Source organism: Serratia sp. TSO36 (genome assembly GCF_057808395.1).
On record NZ_JBJZOU010000015.1, the window covers coordinates 23576 to 43152 of the forward strand.

Sequence of the window (19577 nt, forward strand, 5' to 3'; positions counted from 1 at the left end):
AGCACGATTTAAATGTCAGAAAAGCAATCCGTTAGCCAAAAAGAGCAATACAACCTCAACAAATTGCAAAAACGCCTGCGCCGCAACGTGGGCGAAGCGATCGCCGATTTCAATATGATTGAAGAAGGCGACCGCATCATGGTCTGTCTGTCCGGCGGTAAAGACAGCTACACCATGCTGGAGATCCTGCGCAATCTGCAGCAGAGCGCGCCGGTCAACTTCTCCCTGGTGGCGGTGAACCTCGATCAGAAGCAGCCCGGCTTCCCGGAGCATATTCTGCCCGCCTACCTGGAAAGCCTGGGGGTGGAGTACAAGATCGTCGAAGAGAACACCTACAGCATCGTTAAAGACAAGATCCCGGAAGGCAAAACCACCTGTTCACTGTGCTCGCGCCTGCGCCGCGGCATTTTGTACCGCACCGCCACCGAACTGGGTGCCACCAAGATCGCGCTGGGCCACCACCGCGACGACATTCTGCAGACGCTGTTCCTCAACATGTTCTACGGCGGCAAGATGAAAGGCATGCCGCCCAAGCTGATGAGCGACGACGGCAAGCACGTGGTGATCCGCCCGCTGGCCTACTGCCGCGAGAAAGACATCGAACGTTTCTCTATCGCCAAAGCCTTCCCGATCATTCCGTGCAACCTGTGCGGCTCGCAGCCTAACCTGCAGCGCCAGGTGATCGGCGATATGCTGCGCGACTGGGACAAGCGTTACCCTGGTCGGTTGGAAACCATGTTCAGCGCCATGCAAAACGTGGTGCCTTCGCACCTGAGCGACATCAATCTGTTCGATTTCAAAGGCATTCACCACGGTAGCGCCGTGGTGGACGGCGGCGATTTGGCCTTCGATCGCGAAGACATCCCGATGCAGCCCGTCGGTTGGCAGCCGGAAGACTCAGACGACGCGGTGCCAGCGCCAGAGCGGTTGAACGTGCTGGAAATCAAATAAGCCCCTCTCGCCGCTTGCCCTCTGCAAGCGGCGACATTCCCCTCTCTCGACGATCTCGATCCTGTTCACAGTTTGCGCAAAATTTACTGGGCGGTGCCGTTTTTACCCTATACTGTTTATTTATACAGTCACATGGAGATCGCGCAATGAATATCACCCCCTGCCTGTCCCACGTCTCGCTGGGCTCCAACGATTTCGAGGCCGCCGCCGCCTTTTACGATCGCACGCTGGCCGCCTTGGGTTGCCGACGCGTGCTGGAGCATCCCGGCGCCATCGGTTACGGCCGCGACTATCCGGAGTTTTGGCTGCAGGTGCCGATCGACGGCCGGCGGGCCTCGCCCGGCAACGGCACGCACGTCGGTTTTTTCGCCACCAGCAAGCAACAGGTGGATGAATTCCATCGCCAGGCGCTGCTGGCCGGCGCCGCCGATGAAGGCGCGCCCGGTTCGCGGCCGCACTACGGCGAGGCTTACTACGGCTGCTTTGTCCGTGATTTGGATGGGCACAAGATTGAAGCCAGCTTCTGGGATGAAAGCGCGGCCTGAAGAAGCGAGGAAAGCCGAATAAAAAAATGCCGGTGATTAAACCGGCATTGTACGAATCAAATGTGCTATGCAGTAATTCAAAAATAAGAAAGTAAGACAATTATGGAGCGCAACGCCCATCGCTTGACGTTGCATTCACCTGCGAGAGAGATCATGCCCCATTTCCCCCGGCTAAATGTTGATATTGCTCAATGTTAACCGGGTTTTCGTCATTTTTGCCTACAGCCAGCGGCTGCGCTTCAGCCACCAGGCGACGCCAAGTACCAACCCGCCCAGCATCAGGCAAAACGCCGCAAAACCGAGAGGATTGCCGCCGCCCGGAATGCCTCCAAGGTTGACCCCGAACAACCCGGTCAGGAAGGTGGTAGGCAGAAATACCATCGCCAACAATGACATGGTGTAAGTGCGGCGGTTCATCGCATCGGCCATCACCGTGGTGATTTCGTCGGACAAGATGGCGGTGCGCGCGATGCTGCCGTCCAGATCGTCCAATCCCCGCCCCAGGCGATCGGCGATGTCCTGCATGCGGCGGCGATCGTCGTCGCTCATCCACGGCAGGCGGTCGCTGGCCAGCCGCGCGAAGACGTCGCGCTGCGGCGCCATATAGCGGCGCAGCACGATCAGCTGTTTACGGATCAGCGCCAGCTGGCCGCGCTCCGGCACCTGCTGCTCCAACAAAGCGTCCTCCAGATCGATGATCTTGTCGTGCAGATCCTCGATAAATTCGCTGGTGTGGTCGGTCAACGCATCGGAAATATCCACCAGCCAGCTGCCGCTGTTGGTCGGCCCGGCGCCGCTTTGCAGATCGTTCACCACCTGATCGATGGAATACACCTTGCGGTGTCGGGTAGAGACAATCAGTTTATCGGTGATGTACACGCGAATGGTGACCAGCTGGTCCGGCCGGGAATTGGCGTTGAAGTTGATGCTGCGCAGGGTGATCATGGTGCCTTCGCCCTGGCGGCTGACGCGCGGCCGTGAGCTTTCGCCGGAGAGCGCTTCGCGCACCGAGTCCGGCAGCAGCGGCGTGGTGCTCAGCCATTCGGCGCTGGCCGGGTGCGCGTAATCAAGATGCAGCCAGCACGGCGCGTCGCAGGTGATCTTGTCACCCTGCTCGATCGGCGTGACGCCGCCCTTGCCGTCCAGCTGGTAGGCGTAAACCGCATCGGCGATCTGCAGCTCGCTCCCCTCAATCACATCCATTCATTTATCCCCTCAGTCTTGCTTATGTTGCTGAGTCTAGCGTTAACGCCTTGGAGATCAAAGGCCAAGCTGTAACGCCAGTTTTCACGTTGTCCCGCAAGCGTGGTCTATACTTCTGCCGCAAGGAACGCAAGACAGCCCGAGAGGAGACTCGCATGTTACAAATCAGCGCCGCGGATATTTTGAAAATCGTCTTACCGACCGTCATTACGCTGTTTATCGCCGTCGTCAAAACCCCTTTTCGCATTCGGCGGGAAAACCGCGATAAGCTGCTGAACCTGCTCGAATCCGTCGAGAAGCGCCAGAGCGCCCCCATACGCCTGTTGCGATTTCGCGACTATCTCGGCAATAGCAGCGCCGGCCTTACTGCGCTGCAACTGCTGCTGGCATTGCCGGACAGCGTAGCGGCGCTGGAGCGTTATCGCTTCACCGGTGGCCGCCAGCAAATCTTGCGCGCCACGTCCGCGGGCTTCGTTTTGCGGCCAAACGCCAATAACGCTTTCAAACGTTTCCTGCTTTCGTGCCGCTATTTTTTGCTGTATTTGCTGTTCGTCACGCTGCTGGTACTGTTCCCCGCGTTGACTCAATGGGGACTGCAACAGTCAGGGGTATTGATTACGCCCCATTCACTCAGCTATCTGCCTAATGCGCGCATCACCGACGGCTGGCAGCTGCTGTTCCCCGGCTTATTATTTATTATCATTATGCTCAGCCTGGCATACCTGACCTTCAGACAGCTGGAACGCGCGGGTAACCTCAGCTCGGAACGCGCCTTTTATCGCTACTACCAACGAGCGCGTGAGGAACAACGATGCCGGGAAGTCCTGAGACAAATGCGCACTGCGCTGCGCCGAGTCTGACGAGAATGCGCCGCCTGCGGTGCATCGCAATGGCCGCCCTGCTGCTGTTCGGCCAATCGGTTCGTGCAGAGCCGGTGTTGGAGCGCCTCGCCACGCCCTATCGCGCGCCGACGGCGGCCGGTTCCCTGCCTTATTTTGTCGCTCACGCCCGATCCCCCCAGCCGCGTAGCGCACTGGTGGTGATGCACGGCCACCCACGCGACGCCGCCAGAACGTTGCAAGCGGCGATCGACGCCGCGCAGGGAGCAGGAGACAGCAGCTTGCTGGTCGCCCCGCTGTTTCAGGTACCGGTAAAACTCGCCGCCCACTGCCATTCCGCCGGTCTGCCCCAGCCGCAAGACGGCGACGCCCTGTGGCGCTGCGGCTCCTGGGTCGAGGGCGGCTTGGATAATGGCGGGAAGACCGGTTCGTTCAACGCCATGGATAACCTGCTGGCCGATTTGAAACGGCGCTGGCCGTCGCTGCAGTCGATAACCGTGGCCGGTTTTTCCGCCGGCGCCCAGTTCGTGCAGCATTATGTCGGCTTTGCCCAGCCGCCACGCGGAGTGCGTCTGCGCTATGTGGTGGCCGATCCCGGCAGCTGGCTCTATTTTGATCGCCTGCGCCCTCTGCCCACCAGTTGGGGAAACTGCAGCAGTGAAGAAACCTGCCGTTTTCGCTGGCAAACGCTGGACGCCGGCCATTGTCCGCAGGCCAACCGGTGGAAATACGGCCTGGAAGCGCTGCCCGCTCACCTGCAGCGCACCGCCGACGCGGCCCGCCGGCGTTACGCCGCCGCCGATATCTCCTACCTGGCCGCCGCCGGTGATACCGGCACCGCGCCGGGTGCCTACTATCGGATCCTCGACAAATCCTGCACCGCCCAGCTGCAGGGCCCCTATCGATTGCAGCGCGCCCTGGCCTACGCCGACTACGATCGGCGTTACCTGGCGCCGGAGAAGCCGCATCGGTTAACGATCGTTCCCGGCTGCGGGCACAACGTCGCCTGCGTATTTCCCGCCCCGGCGGCCAGGCAGGCGCTTTTCCCCATTAATGCAGACTAATAATAACGGCAATGAAATAAACCCTTGCCGATAAATCAGACAATATCGCCGATAAAGCGCTGGCAATGCCGTTATTATTATGACTTAACATATTGCTATCAATTTTAATTCAAAATGATAATAATAAATCAACACAAAGCTGTTTCAGCGCAAATTTTAGGGGCATATACTTTTCTCACTACGAGGAGGTAGTTATGTTACGCGACCATTTAAAAATAAACGCCAGCGATACGCTGGAAAAAATCAGCAATATCCATTTGCAAAACCAGGGCCAGGAAGAGATCAGTGAGTTTGTGGTGAAGAACGCCGCCGGCCTGCTGATTGGCAAGGTCTCCGTCCACGATCGTTTCAGCACCCGTCGCTCCTATCCCACCAGTTACCGCATCACTCAAACCGACATGAGCGGCCGGGTGGTGGTGGATGCCATGCGGGACTGTCTATAAGCATAACCATTCTCTGAAATAGCAAAAATACTGTGATGATGGCAACCCTGTTTATTATTAAACGGGGTTTATCGCGTGGGATAATTAATTACCTTCTTAGTTTCATCGTCGAAAAAAATAAAGCCCCCGCATTAGACGGGGGCGATAAATAAATCGACTCAGTGTTTGATGATATACATCGTCTGGCTGTAGGCCACGTCTTCCGGGTTGGTGATCGGGTAGCCTTTTACCCATGGTTTGATCAGGCGGCCGTTGGTGTACTGGTAAATCGGCGCGATCGGCGCCTGGTCGGCAATGATCTGCTCCATCTTGTTGTAATCGGCGGTCACCGCCGCCGGATTGGTTTCCCTCCCCGCCTGCGCCAGCAGCTTGTCATAGTCCGCGTTCTTGAACTTGGCGATGTTGCCGCTGTGGGTTGAGGTCAGCAGCGACAGGAAGGTCGACGCTTCGTTATAGTCACCTACCCAGGAGGCGCGGATCACGTCGAAATTGCCGGTGTTGCGGCTGTCGATGTAGGTTTTCCATTCCTGGTTCTGCAGCTTGACGTCAATCCCCAGCTTCTTCTTCCACATCGAGGCCACGGCGATGGCGATCTTCTGGTGGCTTTCCGAGGTGTTATACAGCAGCGTCAGCTTCAGCGGGTTGTTCGGGCCGTAACCGGCCGCCTGCAGCAACGCCTTGGCCTGCGCGTCCAACTCCGCCTGCGATTGCTGTTGCAGCAAGCTCACTTCCGGTTTAAACCCGGCGGTCACGTCCGGCGTGAAGTGATAGGCCGGTTTTTCGCCGGTGCCCAGCACTTTTTCGGCGATAATCTTGCGATCGATGGCATAGGACAAGGCCTGGCGCACCCGCACGTCGTTGGTCGGCGCGCGCTGGGTGTTGAACGCGTAGTAATAGGTGCCCAGCTGATCCGGCGTATACACCTGCCCCGGAATGTCTTTCAGCAGCTTCTGATACATGTTTTTCGGGAAGGATTCGGTGATATCGATGTCACCTGCCAGGTAACGCTTGGTAGCGTTGGATTCCTGGTTGATGGGTACGAAGGTCACTTTGGTCAGCACGGTATGCGCATGATCCCAGTAATGATCGTTAGGCGTCAGTACCAGCTTCTCGTTCACCACCCGCTCCTGCAGTTTGAACGCGCCGTTTCCCACCAGATTGCCGACCTTGGTCCAGTCGTTGCCGTATTTTTCCACCACTGCCTGATTCACCGGGAACAGGCTGAAGTTGGCCGTCAGGCTGACGAAATAAGGCACCGGTTTGTCCAGCTGCACTTTTAGCGTGTAGTCGTCCGGCGCCGACACGCCCAAGCGATCGGCCGGCAATTTGCCGCTGATGATCTGCTCGGCGTTCTGGATCCCCGCCAGCTGCGCGAACCAGGCGAACGGCGACAGGTTTTTCGGCTCGACCAGCCGCTGCCAGCTGTAGACGAAATCCTTCGCCGTGACAGGGTCACCGTTTGACCACCGCGCGTCTTTACGCAGATGGAAAATGTAAGTCTGGTTGTCGCTGGTCTGCCAGCGCGTGGCCACGCCGGGGATCACTTTCCCGTTGGCGTCCTGATTGACCAGCCCTTCGAACAGATCGCGCGCCAGCTGGGCCTCCGGCAGGCCAACCGCTTTGATCGGATCGAGCGAGGCCGGTTCGTCTTTAATGTGGCGCACGATTTCCTGTTTGGCCGCCAGCGCGGTGCCCGGGGGAACCTGCGCCGCCATGGCGCTGCTCATACAGGCGCCGATCGCCGCTGCGCAAAGCGCCAAACGAAAACCCCGTTGCATTTTTCTTCCCGTCATTATGATTTTCCCCGTTAACCGTCTGAATTTTTTATCATATAGCACAAGATCCGTCCGGCCTAGCGCTCACGGCCGAGAAGTTGCAAAAAGTGCGATTCAGGCGATAAAAAACCCGTGCGGCGCGGGGCGGCACGGGCAGTGTTTGCAGCGGCGACCGTCAGTCGTACAGGTGGATGCTGTTGATGCGGTAGCTGAACTCTTCGCCCTCTTCTTCATCGAACACGGTGAAAAAGCCTTTCTCGGCCAGCGGACGGGCCGAGATATCGGTTTTTTGCAGCTGGCGCGCGTCGGCGTCGTCGTAGCCGTAATCGAGGTAGAAGGCATCTTTCTGGTAATCGATATGCAGGGTGAACGGATAGTTCGATTCATCCCCGCGCCCGTCGTCGTTTTTCACCACGCCGAACCACTCCCCCTGGCGGATCTGGTTTTCAGCGTCCACGCCGCACAGCAGCGTGATGGTGTCATTTTCATTTTCGCTATAGCTGGCGATGATTCTGGCTACTGGCATGTTAAATCCTCTTGCGGGTGATTGGCTTAGCACTGCCGTTAGTATAACAACAGCGTCAGGCCAGGTGCGGTTTAATTGGCGTTTTCGCCGCCGCCGCGTCACAGATCGCGCAAACGCCGCACAATTGCGATGGGAAAGATGTCTCAAAGCGTAATACACTGAATAAAATGACAATGACTCTCGACCTTTAATCCAGGGACAACACCATGACCGAACATCGACCACGCAGTGAACGTGGCCAGTTGGCCATCGCAGGAGAGAACTACGGCAGCTCGCTGCTGGGCGCGCCGCTGCTCTATTTCCCGGCGGCGAGCAGCGGCCCGCAGACCGGGCTGATCATCGCCGGCACCCACGGCGATGAGAGCGCCGCCATCGTGACCCTGTCCTGCGCGCTGCGCAGCATCGCCCCCGAGCGGCTGCGGCATCACGTGGTGCTGGCGGTCAACCCCGACGGCTGCCAGCTGGGGTTGCGCGCCAATGCCAACGGCGTCGATCTGAACCGCAACTTCCCGGCCGCCAACTGGCGTTCCGGCGACACCGTCTACCGCTGGAACAGCGCGGCGCCGGTGCGCGACGTCAAGCTCTCCACCGGCGGGCGCCCCGGTTCCGAACCGGAAACCCAGGCGCTGTGTCACCTGATCCATCGCCTGAAGCCCCACTGGGTGGTGTCGTTCCATGAGCCGCTGGCCTGCATCGAAGATCCCGCCAGCTCGCGGCTCGGCGTTTGGCTGGCGCACAAGTTCGAACTGCCACTGGTGACCAGCGTCGGTTATGAAACGCCCGGTTCGTTCGGCAGCTGGTGCGCGGATCTGTCGCTGCCGTGCATCACCGCCGAATTCCCGCCGATCTCCGCCGATGCCGCCAGCGAGCGCTACATCGACGCGATGACCGAGCTGCTGACCTACCCGAATTAATCCTTACGGGGCGATATCGACGATCGCCCCGCATTCGAACGCCAGGCCTGGCTCGACGTCACGCGCCAGCCAGGTCGGGCCGTCCAGATCGACGAAGCGCGCCGCCGGCGCCAGCGGCAAGGCGGCGGATATCGCCCGCGACGTGCACAACATGCAGCCGAGCATGATGTCGAACCCTTGTTCGCGCGCGGCCTGCGCCAGCGCCAACGCCTCGGTCAAGCCGCCGGTTTTGTCCAGTTTGATGTTGACCATCTGATAACGCTGCGCCAGCTGCGGCAGATCGGCGCGGGTGTGGCAGCTTTCATCGGCGCAGATCGGCAGCGGATGAATAAAGTGCTCCAGCGCGGCGTCGTCACCGGCCGGCAGCGGCTGCTCCAGCATCGCCACGCCGAGATCGGCCAGCAGCTGGCAGCGCGCCGCCAGCCCTTCCGCCTGCCAGGACTCATTGGCGTCGACGATCAGCGTCGCCTGCGGCACCGCAGCGCGGATCGCCACCAGTCGTTCGCTGATATAGTGATCGTCGAGTTTGATCTTCAGCAGCGTGGCACCCTGCCGCTCCAGTTCGCGCGCGGCGAAGGCCATCGCTTCCGGCGTGCCGATGCTGACGGTCTGCGCCATACGGATATGCGCCGGAGCCGCCACGCCGCTGCGCTGCCACAGGCTCTGCCCGTGCAGGCGGCACTCCAGATCCCACAGTGCCGAATCCAGCGCGTTGCGGGCGGCACCCGCCGGCATCTGCGCCAGCAGCTGCTCGCGGGTTATGCCTTGTGCGATCGCCGGCGCCATCTCTGCCAGCTGCGCCATCACCGATTCCTCGCTCTCGCCGTAACGCGGGTACGGCGTGCATTCACCGGTGCCGCGCACGCCCTGCTGTTCGATTTCGACCACCACCACCCGGGCTTCGGTGCGGCTGCCGCGCGCAATCACGAAGGCGGTATGCAGCGGCCAGGCTTCCGGGTAAAAACGCATGTCTCTCATAACGGCTCCTGAGCGAAAACTGCGCATTCAGCCAGGCTGATGCGCCGGTGATGTTTTATAGAACAGCCTAATATATACAACTATTTAGCAAACTTTGATATCCAATCCGCCCCGGTTGTCATAAACTGGCGCCAGGGTGTGAACCTGATGTTAAATGCCGTTGCCGGTGCGCCGTTTCATCAGGTTCATACCCTTTGTATAAACACCTGTAAAAGGAATCTAGCAATGACTCAGACAGTACATTTTCAAGGCAATCCGGTCAGCGTAGCGGGCAAACTGCCACAGCAGGGCGAACAGGCCAAGGCCTTCTCACTGGTTGCCAAAGACCTGTCAGACGTAGCGCTGAGCAGCTTCGCGGGTAAACGCAAAGTCCTGAACATCTTCCCAAGCATCGATACCGGCGTCTGCGCGACGTCGGTGCGTAAATTCAACCAGCTGGCCAGCGGCCTGGATAACACCGTGGTGCTGTGCATCTCCGCCGATCTGCCGTTCGCGCAGTCTCGCTTCTGCGGCGCGGAAGGCCTGAGCAACGTGGTCACCCTGTCCACCCTGCGCGGCGCCGAGTTCAAGCAGGCGTACGGCGTCGAAATCGCCGAAGGCCCGTTGGCGGGCCTGACCGCGCGTGCAGTCGTGGTGCTGGATGGCCAGGACAACGTGCTGTACAGCGAGCTGGTGAACGAAATCACCACCGAGCCGGACTACGACGCGGCGCTGGCTGCGCTGAAATAATAAAGCCGGCGAACGCCGGCTTTGGATACCCATTAAAGGCGCCGCAAGGCGCCTTTCTTATTCTTCGCCCTCGGCGCCGCCTTTGCGGCTGCTCAGGCCATACTCGCGCAGCTTGTTGGCGATGGCGGTGTGGGAAACGCCCAGGCGCTTCGCCAGCTTGCGGGTGCTGGGATAGGTGCGATACAGACGCGTCAGCACCGAGCGCTCGAAACGCTTGCTGATGTCGTCCAGCGAGCCGTCCAGCACCTCGTCGCCCAGCGACATCTCCACCTCGAACTCCGGCAACACGATATCCTGTGGCCGCAGTTCGTAGCCTTCGGTTTGCGTCAGCGCGCGGTAGATGGCGTTTTTCAGCTGGCGCACGTTGCCCGGCCAGCCGTACTTGCTGAGGAAGCCGCCCAAATCGCTCGCCAGTTTGGGCCGCGCCACGCCCTGCTCATCGGCGAAGCGCGCCACGAACAGCTCGGTCAGCGGCATGATGTCCTGCGGACGTTCGCGCAGCGGCGGGATGGTGATGGTCAGCACGTTGAGGCGATAATAGAGATCTTCGCGGAATTCTCCGCGCTGCACCAGCTCGGTGAGGTTTTTCTGGGTGGCGCAGATCACGCGTACGTCGACGTGCACCTCATGCTCTTCGCCGACCCGGCGGAAGGTGCCGTCGTTGAGGAAACGCAGCAATTTAGTCTGCATGCGCGGCGACATTTCGCCGATCTCATCCAGCAGCACCGAGCCGCCGTTGGCCTGCTCGAAGAAGCCCTTCTTGCCTTCCAGCGCGTTGGGATAAGCGCCCGGCGCATGGCCGAACAGCTCGCTCTCCACCACGTCATCCGGCAGTGCAGCGCAGTTCAGCGCCAGGAACGGCTGTTTGCCGCGCGGGCTGCGCAAATGGCAGGCGCGGGCCAGAATATCTTTGCCGGTACCTGTATCGCCGACGATCAGCAGCGGCGCATCGAGCATCGCCAGCTTGCGCGCCTGCTCCAGCACGTGACGCATCTTGGCGCTTACCGCAACGATGTGGTCGAATTCGGTATCGTCGTTCACCGACAGATTTTGCAGCTGGCGGCCCATGCGCGCGGTGGACTTCAGCATCACCACCGCGCCGACCGCGGCCGGCTGCTGCTGTTCGTCTTCCAGATAGATGGGCGTGATGTCCATCAGGAAGTCCTGGCTGCGGATCACCACCCGCTCCGAGTGCGGCGCCGTATGCTCGCTCTCCAGCCAGCGGCTGAAGTTATAGCCGCCGATCAGCGCCCCGGCGGTCTGGTTGCGGATCTTGTCTTCGTTCAGGCTGAACAGCGCCTGCGCTGCCGGGTTGGCCAGCTCGACCTTGCCCTTCATGTCGATCGAGAACACCGGTTCCGGCATCGATTCCAGCAGCGCGCGCAGCGCGCGGTGCTCGCGTTCGGAAGGCATAAAGCTGACGGTGCGCACGTCGGTCACGCCGGCGATGCGGCGGATCTCCGCCATCAGCGCGCGGAAAGTATCGAACTCCAGCTGGGAGAAATTGAGGTAAATGCGGCCGATGGGATCGATCTCGATGCCACGTAAGTCAATGCTGCGCGATACCAAAAGATCGAGTAATTCTCGAGTGAGACCGAGGCGGTCTTCGCAAAATACTTCCAAACGCATCAGTGTTGGCCTTATCTCTGCAGGTGCGGGGATCGTTGACGATGATGATACTCCCTCGCACCGGGCGGTAGAAGCGATCTGTCAGCAAAAGTTGACAGAACTCTGATTTATTGCCGTGGTTGCTGATTTTAAACGCAAGCGAATAACAGCATCGGCGTCATTTTAGACTACAAACAGAGAGTTATCACAACCAGAATTAATTTTGCAGAGATTTATCACGCACTCGCAGGGGGATCGACTGTCGTCAAGTCTCGATTACGTCCGGCGTCGGCGCCATTGAGAAAGCGGCGCTCCTCAGAGCGCCGTGCGGGATTATTTGGCCTTGCCGTCGCTCTTTTTCAGCGTGTCTTTCAACTGGCCGATCAGCTGGCTGCGGAAATCGCCAAGCTTCGGCTTTTCCCCTTCCAGCCACGGCAGCGGGCGGCACAGTTCCATCGCCTTGATGCCCAGCCGCGCGGTCAGCAAGCCGGCGCCGATGCCCTGCGCCGCGCGCGCCGACAGCCGCGCCGCCAGATCCTGCGACATCCAGTCCATGCCCACTTCACGCACCAGCTCGGAAGCGCCGGCGAAGGCGATGTTCAACAGCACCAGCCGGAACAGACGAATGCGGCTGAAGTAGCCCAGCTCGATGCCGTACAGCGCGGCGATGCGGTTGATCAAACGGATGTTGCGCCAGGCGATAAACGCCATATCCACCAGCGCCAACGGGCTGACGGCGATCATCAGCGTCGATTCGGCGGCGGAGCGGCTGATTTCGCGCCGCGCCTGGTTGTCGAGCACCGGCTGCACCAGTTTGGCGTACAGCTCCACCACTTCACGATCGTTTTGCGTTTCATGCAGCGAGGCCTGCCAGCGCTGCAGCGCCGGATGCCCCTGATCCAGCCCGGCCTGACGCGCCAGCTTCTCGCAGAATTCGCGCCCCTGGCCCAGCCCGTGACTGTGCAACAGCTCGCGCGCCACGTCGCGCTCTTCCGCGCGCTGGCGCAGCCGATACAAACGCCGCCACTCGGTGACCACCGAACCGACGCCGGCGAACACGATCAGGCCGCCGGCCACGCCGCCGCCCATGGCGATCCAGTCCTGCTGCACCCAGGCGGTATGCACCCACTGCACGCCCTGTGCCACCACGCTGACGCCGAACAGCGCCAGGCCAGCGGTGACCATTTTGCGCCACAGGCTGCGTTTCGGTTTCAGCGCGGCGTTAATGATGCCTTCGGCGCGCCCTTCTTCCTCTTCCTGCTGCAGCTCCGGCGCAGCCGGGAAAAAGCTTTCCGCCTGTTCGGCATCGAACGCGACGCCGGCGCGCAACGCCGGCTCCTGCGGCGGCTGCAGCGGCTCGTCAAAATCGATACGCGGTTTGATCGGCTCGCTCATCGCAATTTGTCTCCCAATAAAAACTCCATCACCGCATCCAGACGGATGTGCGGCAACGGACTGTCCACGCTCATGGCGCGTGGACGAAATTCATCGAAGTGGAACCCCTGGCTCTGCCAGAACGCCGGCCCCGGCAGGCGCGCGGGCACTTCGCCGGGGAACACCGTCAGCGGCGCGCCGTCACCGAGGCGGTTGCCCTTCAGCGCCGGAATGCGTTGCCCCTGATGATCGACGATGCCGCTCTCGGTCGCCTGCACCGAGGCCAGGCCGACGCAATCCATGCTGATGCCCTCGAACGCCGCGTTCTGCCACGCCTCCTGCACCAGCTGTTGCAGCAACGACACCAGATTGGCGTGCTGATCGGCGGTGATATGATCCGCCTTGGTGGCGGCGAACATCAGTTTGTCGATGGTCGGCGAGAACAAGCGGCGAAACAGCGTGCGCTTGCCGTAATGGAAGCTCTGCATCAGTTGGGTCAGCGCCAGACGCATGTCGTTGAACGCCTGCGGGCCGCTGTTGAGCGGCTGCAGGCAGTCGACCAGCACGATTTGCCGATCGAAACGGACGAAATGTTCTTTGTAGAAGTTTTTGACGATCGACTGGCAATAGTAGTTGAAGCGAGCGCGCAACATGCCGATGTTGGTGTGTTTGTCGGCCTGCGCCAGCTTAGATTCGCCGATCGCGGCCACGTCGGGCCACGGGAAAAACTGCAGCGCCGGCGCGCCGGCCATGTCGCCCGGCAGCACGAAACGCCCCGGCTGAATGAAGTGCAGCCCTTCGCTTTTGCAGCGCAGCAGATAATCGGTGTAGGCCTGGGCGATCGCCGCCAGGCGGTTTTCGTCGGCCGGGGCCAGCGGATCACAGGCTTTGCACAACTCAAGCCAGGGTTTGGCCCATTCTGCGCGTTCGCCCTGCAGCAGCCCGGCCATCTGGCGCGACCAGGCCAGGTAATCCTGCTCGAGCATCGGCAGATCCAGCAACCATTCTCCGGGATAATCGACGATCTCCAGGTACAGCGTGGAGGTGTCTTTGAAGTGGCGCAGCAGCGAGTCGTTGGAGCGGTAGCGCAGCGCCAGACGAATTTCGCTGACGCCGCGCGTCGGCGTCGGCCAGGCCGGCGGCGTACCGTAAAGCTGCGCCAGCCCTTCGTCATAGGTGAAACGCTGGATGCCGAGATCGCGCTGCGGGATGCGTTTGACGCCCAGCAGGCGCTCTTCGCGCGCCGGTGAAAACAGCGGCATGCGCGCGCCGCTGTGCACATGCAGCAGTTGGTTGACGAAGGCGGTGATAAAGGCGGTTTTGCCGCTGCGGCTCAGGCCGGTCACCGCCAGGCGCAGATGGCGATCCATTCCGCGGTTGACCAGCGAGGTTAACTCATTTTGCAGTCGTTTCATTGCTCTCCTTGACGTAACGCCCGAATGCCTTGTTCAGGCCTTTACGGAACAGCGGTTCCAGCACCAGCGCCAGCACGAAGCGCACCGGTTTGCGGCCGACGGTCTTCAACAGCCAGCCGGCGGCGCCCGCCGGGCCATAGTTCAATAACGCTATGATGATGACTTTAGCCAATGTCTTCAACATTGCCGCCGCTCCTCGTTTAAATCCACCCGTTCTGGCGGTGTTCGCAACATCGATTTTATTCATGACAATGCCCTCCGGCACAAGACGATTAATTTCACATTCAACGGGATAACGGCGGCGAAGATGCCCGGCCTGCGCAGGCCGGGCATCGCAAGAAGGGTTACAGCTTGCGGAAACGGCTCTGCACGCCGAAGGTATCGGACGTTACGTACCGCTCGACCTGACGCAGCTGCTGCTCGCCGCTGCCCAACTCATATTCCAGCTGATCGAGCAGCTGGCGCGGCGTCTTCTGATGCTCGCCTTCGAAACGGCTGGCCGGCGCTTCGTCCAACACGAACACCAGCGCGATATAGGCCACCAGCGTGAAGAAAAACAGCCCAAAGAACAGCGACAGCACCACCATCACGCGGATCAGGCGCACCGGCACGTCGAAATAGTGGGCCAACCCGGCGCAGACGCCTTTCACCATGCCTTCTTCGGGAACGCGATAAAGCTTTTTACTGCCCAGCGTCATGCTCATCAGGACTGTCTCCAGTTCGGGTGTTCCGCATCAAGGATCTCTTCCAGCGCCTGAATGCGTTCACGCATGCGTTTGGCGTCTTCCGCCAGCTGCGCCAGGCGCTGCATTTCTTGCTGACTCAGCTGGATGCCGGTCTGTTGCCGATTGCTGTAATGCAGCCAAAGCCAAATCGGCGCGACAAACAACACGAAAATTGTCAGCGGAATGGCAAGTAATAAAGCACTCATTGTTATTCCTTCTTATCGGGTCCTGGATAGGCGGCCACCTCCGACGTGTGGCCGCGGTTCACCTTACTCGGAGCGGTTCATCTTGGCTTTCAGCGCCGCCAGCTGCTCACTGATGGCGTCGTCGGCTTTCAGCTCGGCAAACTCTTGATCCAGCGACTTCTTTTTACCGATGCTGATGCTTTCCGCTTCGGCTTCCATATGGTCGATGCGGCGCTCAAACTGTTCGAAACGCGCCATCGCTTCATCCAGCTTGCCGCTGTCGAGCTGGCGGCGCACTTCACGGGAGGAAGACGCGGCCTGATGACGCAGCGCCAGCGCCTGCTGCCGCGCGCGGGTTTCGGTCAGCTTGTTTTCCAGCTCGCCGATTTCGCTCTTCATGCGCGCCAGCGTTTCTTCTACGGTCGCCACTTCTTGCGTCAGCGTGGCGATCAGATCGGCCACCTTTTGTTTTTCGATCAGCGCCGCACGGGCCAAATCTTCTTTATCTTTGCGCAGCGCCAGTTCGGCTTTTTCCTGCCAGTCGCCTACCTGGCTTTCGCCCTGCTCAATGCGACGCAGCAGCTGCTTTTTCTCCGCCAGCGCACGCGCCGACGTAGAGCGAACTTCAACCAGCGTGTCTTCCATCTCTTGGATCATCAACCGCACCAGCTTCTGCGGATCTTCCGCCTTGTCCAGCAGGGTGTTGATGTTGGCGTTCACGATGTCGGCAAAACGAGAAAAAATACCCATAATTCACTTCCTCTTGGTTCTGATGGCGTCTGAAGCGCCGCGTTAAGTCGTACAGCTTGCCTGAAGATATAATCAAAACCCGTGCCAACTTTTATATCATTGATAAATAATGGATATTATTTTTTGACTCTCTGCGTGCTTGCTGTAGAGTGATTATTTTCACCAAACATTGGCGAATTTCATCATGAACGAGCAGCCAGAGAATTTGTTGGGCGAGGCAAACGCCTTTGTCGACGTATTGGAGCAAGTCTCCCAGGTGGCAAAGCTTAACAAACCGGTGCTGGTGATCGGCGAGCGCGGTACCGGCAAGGAGCTGATCGCCCACCGCCTGCACTACCTTTCCAACCGTTGGCAAGGGCCGTTCATCTCGCTCAACTGCGCGGCGCTGAATGAAAACCTGCTGGATTCCGAACTGTTCGGCCACGAGGCCGGCGCCTTTACCGGCGCGCAAAAACGCCATCTGGGGCGCTTCGAGCGCGCCGATGGCGGCACGCTGTTTCTCGATGAGCTGGCGACCGCGCCGATGCTGGTGCAGGAGAAGCTGCTGCGGGTGATCGAATACGGCCAGCTGGAGCGCGTGGGCGGCAGCCAGCCGCTACGGGTGGATGTGCGCCTGGTGTGCGCCACCAACGACGATCTGCCGGCGCTGGCGGCGGCGGGCAAGTTCCGCGCCGATCTGCTGGATCGGCTGGCGTTCGACGTGGTGCAGCTGCCGCCGCTGCGCCAACGGCGGCCCGATATCATGCTGCTGGCCGAGCATTTCGCCATTCAAATGTGCCGCGAACTGGCGCTGCCGCTGTTTCCCGGCTTTACCGAACGCGCCAGGCAAACGTTGCTCGAATATGGCTGGCCGGGCAACGTGCGTGAACTGAAAAACGTGGTCGAACGTTCGGTCTATCGTCACGGCGACAGCGACAGCCCGCTGGATGAGATCGTCATCAACCCGTTTGCGCCGCGTGAGGCGGCGCCGGTCGCGCCCGCCCCTGAAGGCGTCTGCGCGTTACCGGCGCTGCCGCTGGATTTGAAAAACTGGCAGCTGGAGCAGGAGAAGGTATTGATCGAAGCGGCGCTGCAGCAGGGGCGTTTCAACCAGCGCAAGGCGGCGCAGCTGCTGGGGCTCACCTATCATCAGCTGCGCGGCATGCTGAAAAAACATGCGCTGCTGCAAAACGGCGAGCAAGACGAGGATTAGTAACGCAGGGATTGGGTGCCGGTCTTTCCCGGCCGTCAGCTATTAGCCCCAGGTTGGGAGATGTGGCCTGAGGACGGCCGCCTGGAGATGTCGGCCTTTCCCGACGGTCACTTCACTGCGCGGGATTTTCCCGCCGATGAATCACCTTCTTGCAAGATCACTGCGGTATTTTCCCTGCCCGATAAATGACGCCGAGCGACAACGCGACGCAGACCAGAAAGGCATAGCGCAGACCGACAGTTTCGGATAAGAACCCGATTAACGGCGGCCCGATCAGCGTGCCCAGAAAGCCGATGGTCAACACCGCCGCGATGGCGGCGCTTGGCGCCATGGAAGAAGACCTTGCGGCCGCCCCCGCAACCAGCGGAATAATGACGCAAATGCCAAGCCCAACCAGGAAAAAACCGATTATCGATGTCACCAACCCCGGCAACCAGGTCGTTAGCGTCATGCCGGTGAACGCCAGCATTCCGCCCCACTGCAACGTTCTTCTCACTCCGATCCGATCAACGAACCGGTTCAACATGAGCCGACCGATCGTCATGGCCGCCATAAATACCGTAAAACCCAGGCCGATGTATTTTCGATCGACCGAGACGACATTCTGAAAATAAACGACGCTCCAGTCATACATGATGCCCTCACAAGCCATCGAGCAGAAAACGATCAGGCCATAGTTGAACAGCGAGCGGTCCGGGATGGCGAAAGCGCGCCCGGTCTGTTCCAACTCCGGTTTGTCGAACAATGCCCGCCGACACAGCAAGGCGGACACCAGAGCCACCGCCGCTATGCCAGTAAAGTGCAGCGGCAAGGCGACATCCCGACCGATCATTAGCGCCCCGATCCCTGCGCCGACGAACCCGGCCACGCCCCATATACCGTGAAAGAACGGCAGCCGCGTTTTACCGCTGACCGCCTCGGCGATACTGGCCTGCATGTTGTTAGAGACATTGACCGCGCTGTAAGCGAACCCGGAGAAAAACAGCAACGCCGCCAATTGAGGGACCGTCGCGGCAAAGGGCACCAGAAGCAAAAGCATGGCGTTGATCAGAATGGCCGCGACGCCGACCATCCTGCTGCCGAGTTTGGCGATCGCCCATCCCGATATCGGCAGCGACAAGACCACCCCGGCCGACATGGCGAACAGTACGCTGCCGAATACGCCGTCAGACAACGCGAGCCCTCCCTTGATCGTCGCCATCCTTGAGCTCAAACTGCCGAAACACAACCCCAGCATGAAAAACATGCTGGATATCGCCAGGTTTTTTTCTTTCATCATCGACATCATGGACGCTCCTCTTATCCGATTAGCGGCCTGCTCAGGCGAAGGCATCGACACCGGTCAGCGACGCCGAAAGCGCCCACAGACGCTGCGCCTGTTCCGGATCGATCGCGTATTCCTTCACGCCGACCAGCGCCTGACTGTCGTGTGCGGCGATACCGGCAATATCGCCATCCTCACAGTAAAGTCCTCCCAAACCCTGCAACTGCGGTGAGGTGGCGGCCCACACCTGAGTCGCGGCCCCCTGCTGAGGCGTTTTAAGGGCGTCGGGATCGGCCGGATTGCCGTCTTCGTCCATCCAGCCTAGGGCTATCATCTCTTCTCTCGATATGTGCCGCTGCAGCGGCGTGGCGATGCTGCCAGGATGCAGGCTAAATGCGCGGATCCCCCGCGAGCGGCCAAGAAGATCCAACCGGACGGCAAACAGGGCATTCGCCGTCTTCGACTGACCGTACGCCAGCCACTTGTCGTAACCGCGTTCGAACTGCACATCTTCCCAGCGGATCGCCGAATGGTGATGCCCGGCGGAGGAAACGCTGACCACCCGCCCGCCATCGGCAATGGCCGGCCACAGCAAATTGGTCAGCGCATAGTGGCCGAGATGGTTGGTGGCGAACTGCCTTTCCCAACCGCGCCCCACCCGCGCCTCCGGGCATGCCATCACTCCGGCGTTGTTGATGACAATATCCGCCCGTAGGCTCGATGCGGTAAAGTCTGCGGCGAATCGGCGCACGCTGTTTAAATCGGCGAGATCGAGTTCGGCGATCTCGACGCCGGCGCTCTGCCCTAACACCTCTTTGGCTGCCGCCGGTGCCCGGCAAGCGACGATGACCCGTGCGCCGGCGTCGGCCAGCGCCAGCGTCGTCTCCAGACCGAGACCTGAATGACCACCGGTGACGATGGCCTGAGTGCCTGACAGATCCAGGCCCGTTAGCACCTCGCCGGCGGTCGTTTTGGGCCCGAATCCTGAGTTGATGGGGGTTTGTTGGATAATCACAGGCTTTCTCCTCGCGGTTAACAGTGGCAGGCCAAACGCAGCCGGCGCGTCGATGAGGAGGAGTATGAAATTCCGTCGCGGG

At 60.2% G+C, this 19577-nt stretch carries 21 protein-coding genes; 8 read left to right on the plus strand and 13 right to left on the minus strand.

Features of this window, described 5'->3' with window-relative positions; genetic code table 11:
* The first annotated feature begins 12 nt into the window (after positions 1 to 12).
* Both ttcA and ACK3CV_RS13570 read left to right on the plus strand, forming a co-directional pair.
* The gene (gene ttcA / locus ACK3CV_RS13565; RefSeq protein WP_164040407.1) at positions 13 to 951 is read left to right on the plus strand and encodes a tRNA 2-thiocytidine(32) synthetase TtcA; all 939 of its coding nucleotides are present in this window, start codon (positions 13 to 15) and stop codon (positions 949 to 951) included.
* 146 nt (positions 952 to 1097) lie between these two features.
* A complete protein-coding gene (locus ACK3CV_RS13570) occupies positions 1098 to 1496 on the plus strand; it encodes a VOC family protein (RefSeq protein WP_164040405.1) in 399 nt (132 codons plus the stop codon).
* Between the two features lie 219 nt (positions 1497 to 1715).
* Here ACK3CV_RS13570 and zntB read toward each other — a convergent pair whose 3' ends face one another.
* Positions 1716 to 2699: a zinc transporter ZntB gene (zntB, locus tag ACK3CV_RS13575; RefSeq protein WP_033634675.1), complete on the minus strand. Its 984-nt coding sequence runs from the start codon at positions 2697 to 2699 to the stop codon at positions 1716 to 1718.
* Positions 2700 to 2749: 50 nt separating this feature from the next.
* Here zntB and ACK3CV_RS13580 point away from each other — a divergent pair, with 50 nt between their 5' ends.
* The 3 genes from ACK3CV_RS13580 to ACK3CV_RS13590 all read left to right on the plus strand — a co-directional run bounded on the left by ACK3CV_RS13580 (position 2750) and on the right by ACK3CV_RS13590 (position 5045).
* Positions 2750 to 3559, plus strand: coding sequence for a hypothetical protein (locus ACK3CV_RS13580; protein ID WP_239504655.1), 810 nt, complete (start codon positions 2750 to 2752; stop codon positions 3557 to 3559).
* Positions 3560 to 3564: 5 nt separating this feature from the next.
* Positions 3565 to 4602, plus strand: coding sequence for a hypothetical protein (locus ACK3CV_RS13585; RefSeq protein WP_424540214.1), 1038 nt, complete (start codon positions 3565 to 3567; stop codon positions 4600 to 4602).
* Between the two features lie 194 nt (positions 4603 to 4796).
* A complete protein-coding gene (locus ACK3CV_RS13590) occupies positions 4797 to 5045 on the plus strand; it encodes a hypothetical protein (RefSeq protein WP_077038575.1) in 249 nt (82 codons plus the stop codon).
* Between the two features lie 158 nt (positions 5046 to 5203).
* Here ACK3CV_RS13590 and ACK3CV_RS13595 read toward each other — a convergent pair whose 3' ends face one another.
* Together ACK3CV_RS13595 and ACK3CV_RS13600 are read right to left on the minus strand one after the other, a co-directional pair.
* A complete protein-coding gene (locus ACK3CV_RS13595) occupies positions 5204 to 6838 on the minus strand; it encodes a peptide ABC transporter substrate-binding protein (RefSeq protein ID WP_033648444.1) in 1635 nt (544 codons plus the stop codon).
* Positions 6839 to 6995: 157 nt separating this feature from the next.
* Positions 6996 to 7346, minus strand: a complete 351-nt coding sequence (locus tag ACK3CV_RS13600; protein ID WP_015378006.1) for a hypothetical protein — start codon at positions 7344 to 7346, stop codon at positions 6996 to 6998.
* A gap of 206 nt (positions 7347 to 7552) precedes the next feature.
* Here ACK3CV_RS13600 and mpaA point away from each other — a divergent pair, with 206 nt between their 5' ends.
* Positions 7553 to 8260 (plus strand): murein tripeptide amidase MpaA, encoded by a 708-nt coding sequence (gene mpaA, locus ACK3CV_RS13605; protein ID WP_033648445.1) that lies wholly within the window; start codon positions 7553 to 7555, stop codon positions 8258 to 8260.
* Between the two features lie 3 nt (positions 8261 to 8263).
* Here the strand turns inward: mpaA and ycjG are convergent, their stop codons facing one another.
* Complete coding sequence (gene ycjG / locus ACK3CV_RS13610) at positions 8264 to 9238, minus strand: L-Ala-D/L-Glu epimerase (RefSeq protein ID WP_103773618.1); 975 nt, start codon at positions 9236 to 9238, stop codon at positions 8264 to 8266.
* 225 nt (positions 9239 to 9463) lie between these two features.
* Here ycjG and tpx point away from each other — a divergent pair, with 225 nt between their 5' ends.
* On the plus strand, positions 9464 to 9967 hold the full coding sequence (tpx, locus tag ACK3CV_RS13615; protein ID WP_004930536.1) for a thiol peroxidase: 504 nt from the start codon (positions 9464 to 9466) through the stop codon (positions 9965 to 9967).
* A 57-nt stretch (positions 9968 to 10024) separates the two neighbouring features.
* Here the strand turns inward: tpx and tyrR are convergent, their stop codons facing one another.
* The 7 genes from tyrR to pspA form a co-directional block, all read right to left on the minus strand.
* Positions 10025 to 11596: a transcriptional regulator TyrR gene (tyrR, locus tag ACK3CV_RS13620; RefSeq protein WP_033648446.1), complete on the minus strand. Its 1572-nt coding sequence runs from the start codon at positions 11594 to 11596 to the stop codon at positions 10025 to 10027.
* Positions 11597 to 11908: 312 nt separating this feature from the next.
* Positions 11909 to 12970, minus strand: coding sequence for a YcjF family protein (locus ACK3CV_RS13625; RefSeq protein WP_004930545.1), 1062 nt, complete (start codon positions 12968 to 12970; stop codon positions 11909 to 11911).
* Positions 12967 to 14364: a YcjX family GTP-binding protein gene (locus ACK3CV_RS13630; RefSeq protein WP_033653054.1), complete on the minus strand. Its 1398-nt coding sequence runs from the start codon at positions 14362 to 14364 to the stop codon at positions 12967 to 12969. Before ACK3CV_RS13630 ends, ACK3CV_RS13625 begins: the two co-directional genes overlap by 4 nt.
* The gene (gene pspD, locus ACK3CV_RS13635; RefSeq protein WP_031299672.1) at positions 14345 to 14611 is read right to left on the minus strand and encodes a phage shock protein PspD; all 267 of its coding nucleotides are present in this window, start codon (positions 14609 to 14611) and stop codon (positions 14345 to 14347) included. Before pspD ends, ACK3CV_RS13630 begins: the two co-directional genes overlap by 20 nt.
* A gap of 97 nt (positions 14612 to 14708) precedes the next feature.
* Entirely contained in the window at positions 14709 to 15068 is a 360-nt protein-coding gene (gene pspC / locus ACK3CV_RS13640) for an envelope stress response membrane protein PspC (RefSeq protein ID WP_033643233.1), read from the minus strand.
* Complete coding sequence (pspB, locus tag ACK3CV_RS13645) at positions 15068 to 15295, minus strand: envelope stress response membrane protein PspB (RefSeq protein WP_004930553.1); 228 nt, start codon at positions 15293 to 15295, stop codon at positions 15068 to 15070. The genes pspC and pspB overlap by 1 nt, the downstream gene beginning before the upstream one ends.
* A 63-nt stretch (positions 15296 to 15358) precedes the next feature.
* Positions 15359 to 16024 (minus strand): phage shock protein PspA, encoded by a 666-nt coding sequence (pspA, locus tag ACK3CV_RS13650; protein WP_033634686.1) that lies wholly within the window; start codon positions 16022 to 16024, stop codon positions 15359 to 15361.
* A gap of 184 nt (positions 16025 to 16208) precedes the next feature.
* Between pspA and pspF the strand changes: the two genes are divergently transcribed.
* Positions 16209 to 17216, plus strand: coding sequence for a phage shock protein operon transcriptional activator (gene pspF / locus ACK3CV_RS13655; RefSeq protein WP_164040401.1), 1008 nt, complete (start codon positions 16209 to 16211; stop codon positions 17214 to 17216).
* Between the two features lie 157 nt (positions 17217 to 17373).
* Here pspF and ACK3CV_RS13660 read toward each other — a convergent pair whose 3' ends face one another.
* Both ACK3CV_RS13660 and ACK3CV_RS13665 read right to left on the minus strand, forming a co-directional pair.
* The gene (locus ACK3CV_RS13660) at positions 17374 to 18504 is read right to left on the minus strand and encodes an MFS transporter (protein ID WP_049234348.1); all 1131 of its coding nucleotides are present in this window, start codon (positions 18502 to 18504) and stop codon (positions 17374 to 17376) included.
* A 31-nt stretch (positions 18505 to 18535) separates the two neighbouring features.
* Positions 18536 to 19495, minus strand: a complete 960-nt coding sequence (locus ACK3CV_RS13665; protein WP_033653049.1) for an SDR family NAD(P)-dependent oxidoreductase — start codon at positions 19493 to 19495, stop codon at positions 18536 to 18538.
* Positions 19496 to 19577: the final 82 nt, after the last annotated feature.

Coding starts and splice junctions, on each gene's coding strand:
- ttcA (WP_164040407.1), top strand. CDS start 13: ATGTCAGAAAAGCAATCCGTTAGCCAAAAAGAGCAATACAACCTCAAC.
- ACK3CV_RS13570 (WP_164040405.1), top strand. CDS start 1,098: ATGAATATCACCCCCTGCCTGTCCCACGTCTCGCTGGGCTCCAACGAT.
- zntB (WP_033634675.1), bottom strand. CDS start 2,699: ATGGATGTGATTGAGGGGAGCGAGCTGCAGATCGCCGATGCGGTTTAC.
- ACK3CV_RS13585 (WP_424540214.1), top strand. CDS start 3,565: ATGCGCCGCCTGCGGTGCATCGCAATGGCCGCCCTGCTGCTGTTCGGC.
- ACK3CV_RS13590 (WP_077038575.1), top strand. CDS start 4,797: ATGTTACGCGACCATTTAAAAATAAACGCCAGCGATACGCTGGAAAAA.
- ACK3CV_RS13595 (WP_033648444.1), bottom strand. CDS start 6,838: ATGACGGGAAGAAAAATGCAACGGGGTTTTCGTTTGGCGCTTTGCGCA.
- ACK3CV_RS13600 (WP_015378006.1), bottom strand. CDS start 7,346: ATGCCAGTAGCCAGAATCATCGCCAGCTATAGCGAAAATGAAAATGAC.
- mpaA (WP_033648445.1), top strand. CDS start 7,553: ATGACCGAACATCGACCACGCAGTGAACGTGGCCAGTTGGCCATCGCA.
- ycjG (WP_103773618.1), bottom strand. CDS start 9,238: ATGAGAGACATGCGTTTTTACCCGGAAGCCTGGCCGCTGCATACCGCC.
- tpx (WP_004930536.1), top strand. CDS start 9,464: ATGACTCAGACAGTACATTTTCAAGGCAATCCGGTCAGCGTAGCGGGC.
- tyrR (WP_033648446.1), bottom strand. CDS start 11,596: ATGCGTTTGGAAGTATTTTGCGAAGACCGCCTCGGTCTCACTCGAGAA.
- ACK3CV_RS13625 (WP_004930545.1), bottom strand. CDS start 12,970: ATGAGCGAGCCGATCAAACCGCGTATCGATTTTGACGAGCCGCTGCAG.
- ACK3CV_RS13630 (WP_033653054.1), bottom strand. CDS start 14,364: ATGAAACGACTGCAAAATGAGTTAACCTCGCTGGTCAACCGCGGAATG.
- pspD (WP_031299672.1), bottom strand. CDS start 14,611: ATGAATAAAATCGATGTTGCGAACACCGCCAGAACGGGTGGATTTAAA.
- pspC (WP_033643233.1), bottom strand. CDS start 15,068: ATGAGCATGACGCTGGGCAGTAAAAAGCTTTATCGCGTTCCCGAAGAA.
- pspB (WP_004930553.1), bottom strand. CDS start 15,295: ATGAGTGCTTTATTACTTGCCATTCCGCTGACAATTTTCGTGTTGTTT.
- pspA (WP_033634686.1), bottom strand. CDS start 16,024: ATGGGTATTTTTTCTCGTTTTGCCGACATCGTGAACGCCAACATCAAC.
- pspF (WP_164040401.1), top strand. CDS start 16,209: ATGAACGAGCAGCCAGAGAATTTGTTGGGCGAGGCAAACGCCTTTGTC.
- ACK3CV_RS13660 (WP_049234348.1), bottom strand. CDS start 18,504: ATGATGTCGATGATGAAAGAAAAAAACCTGGCGATATCCAGCATGTTT.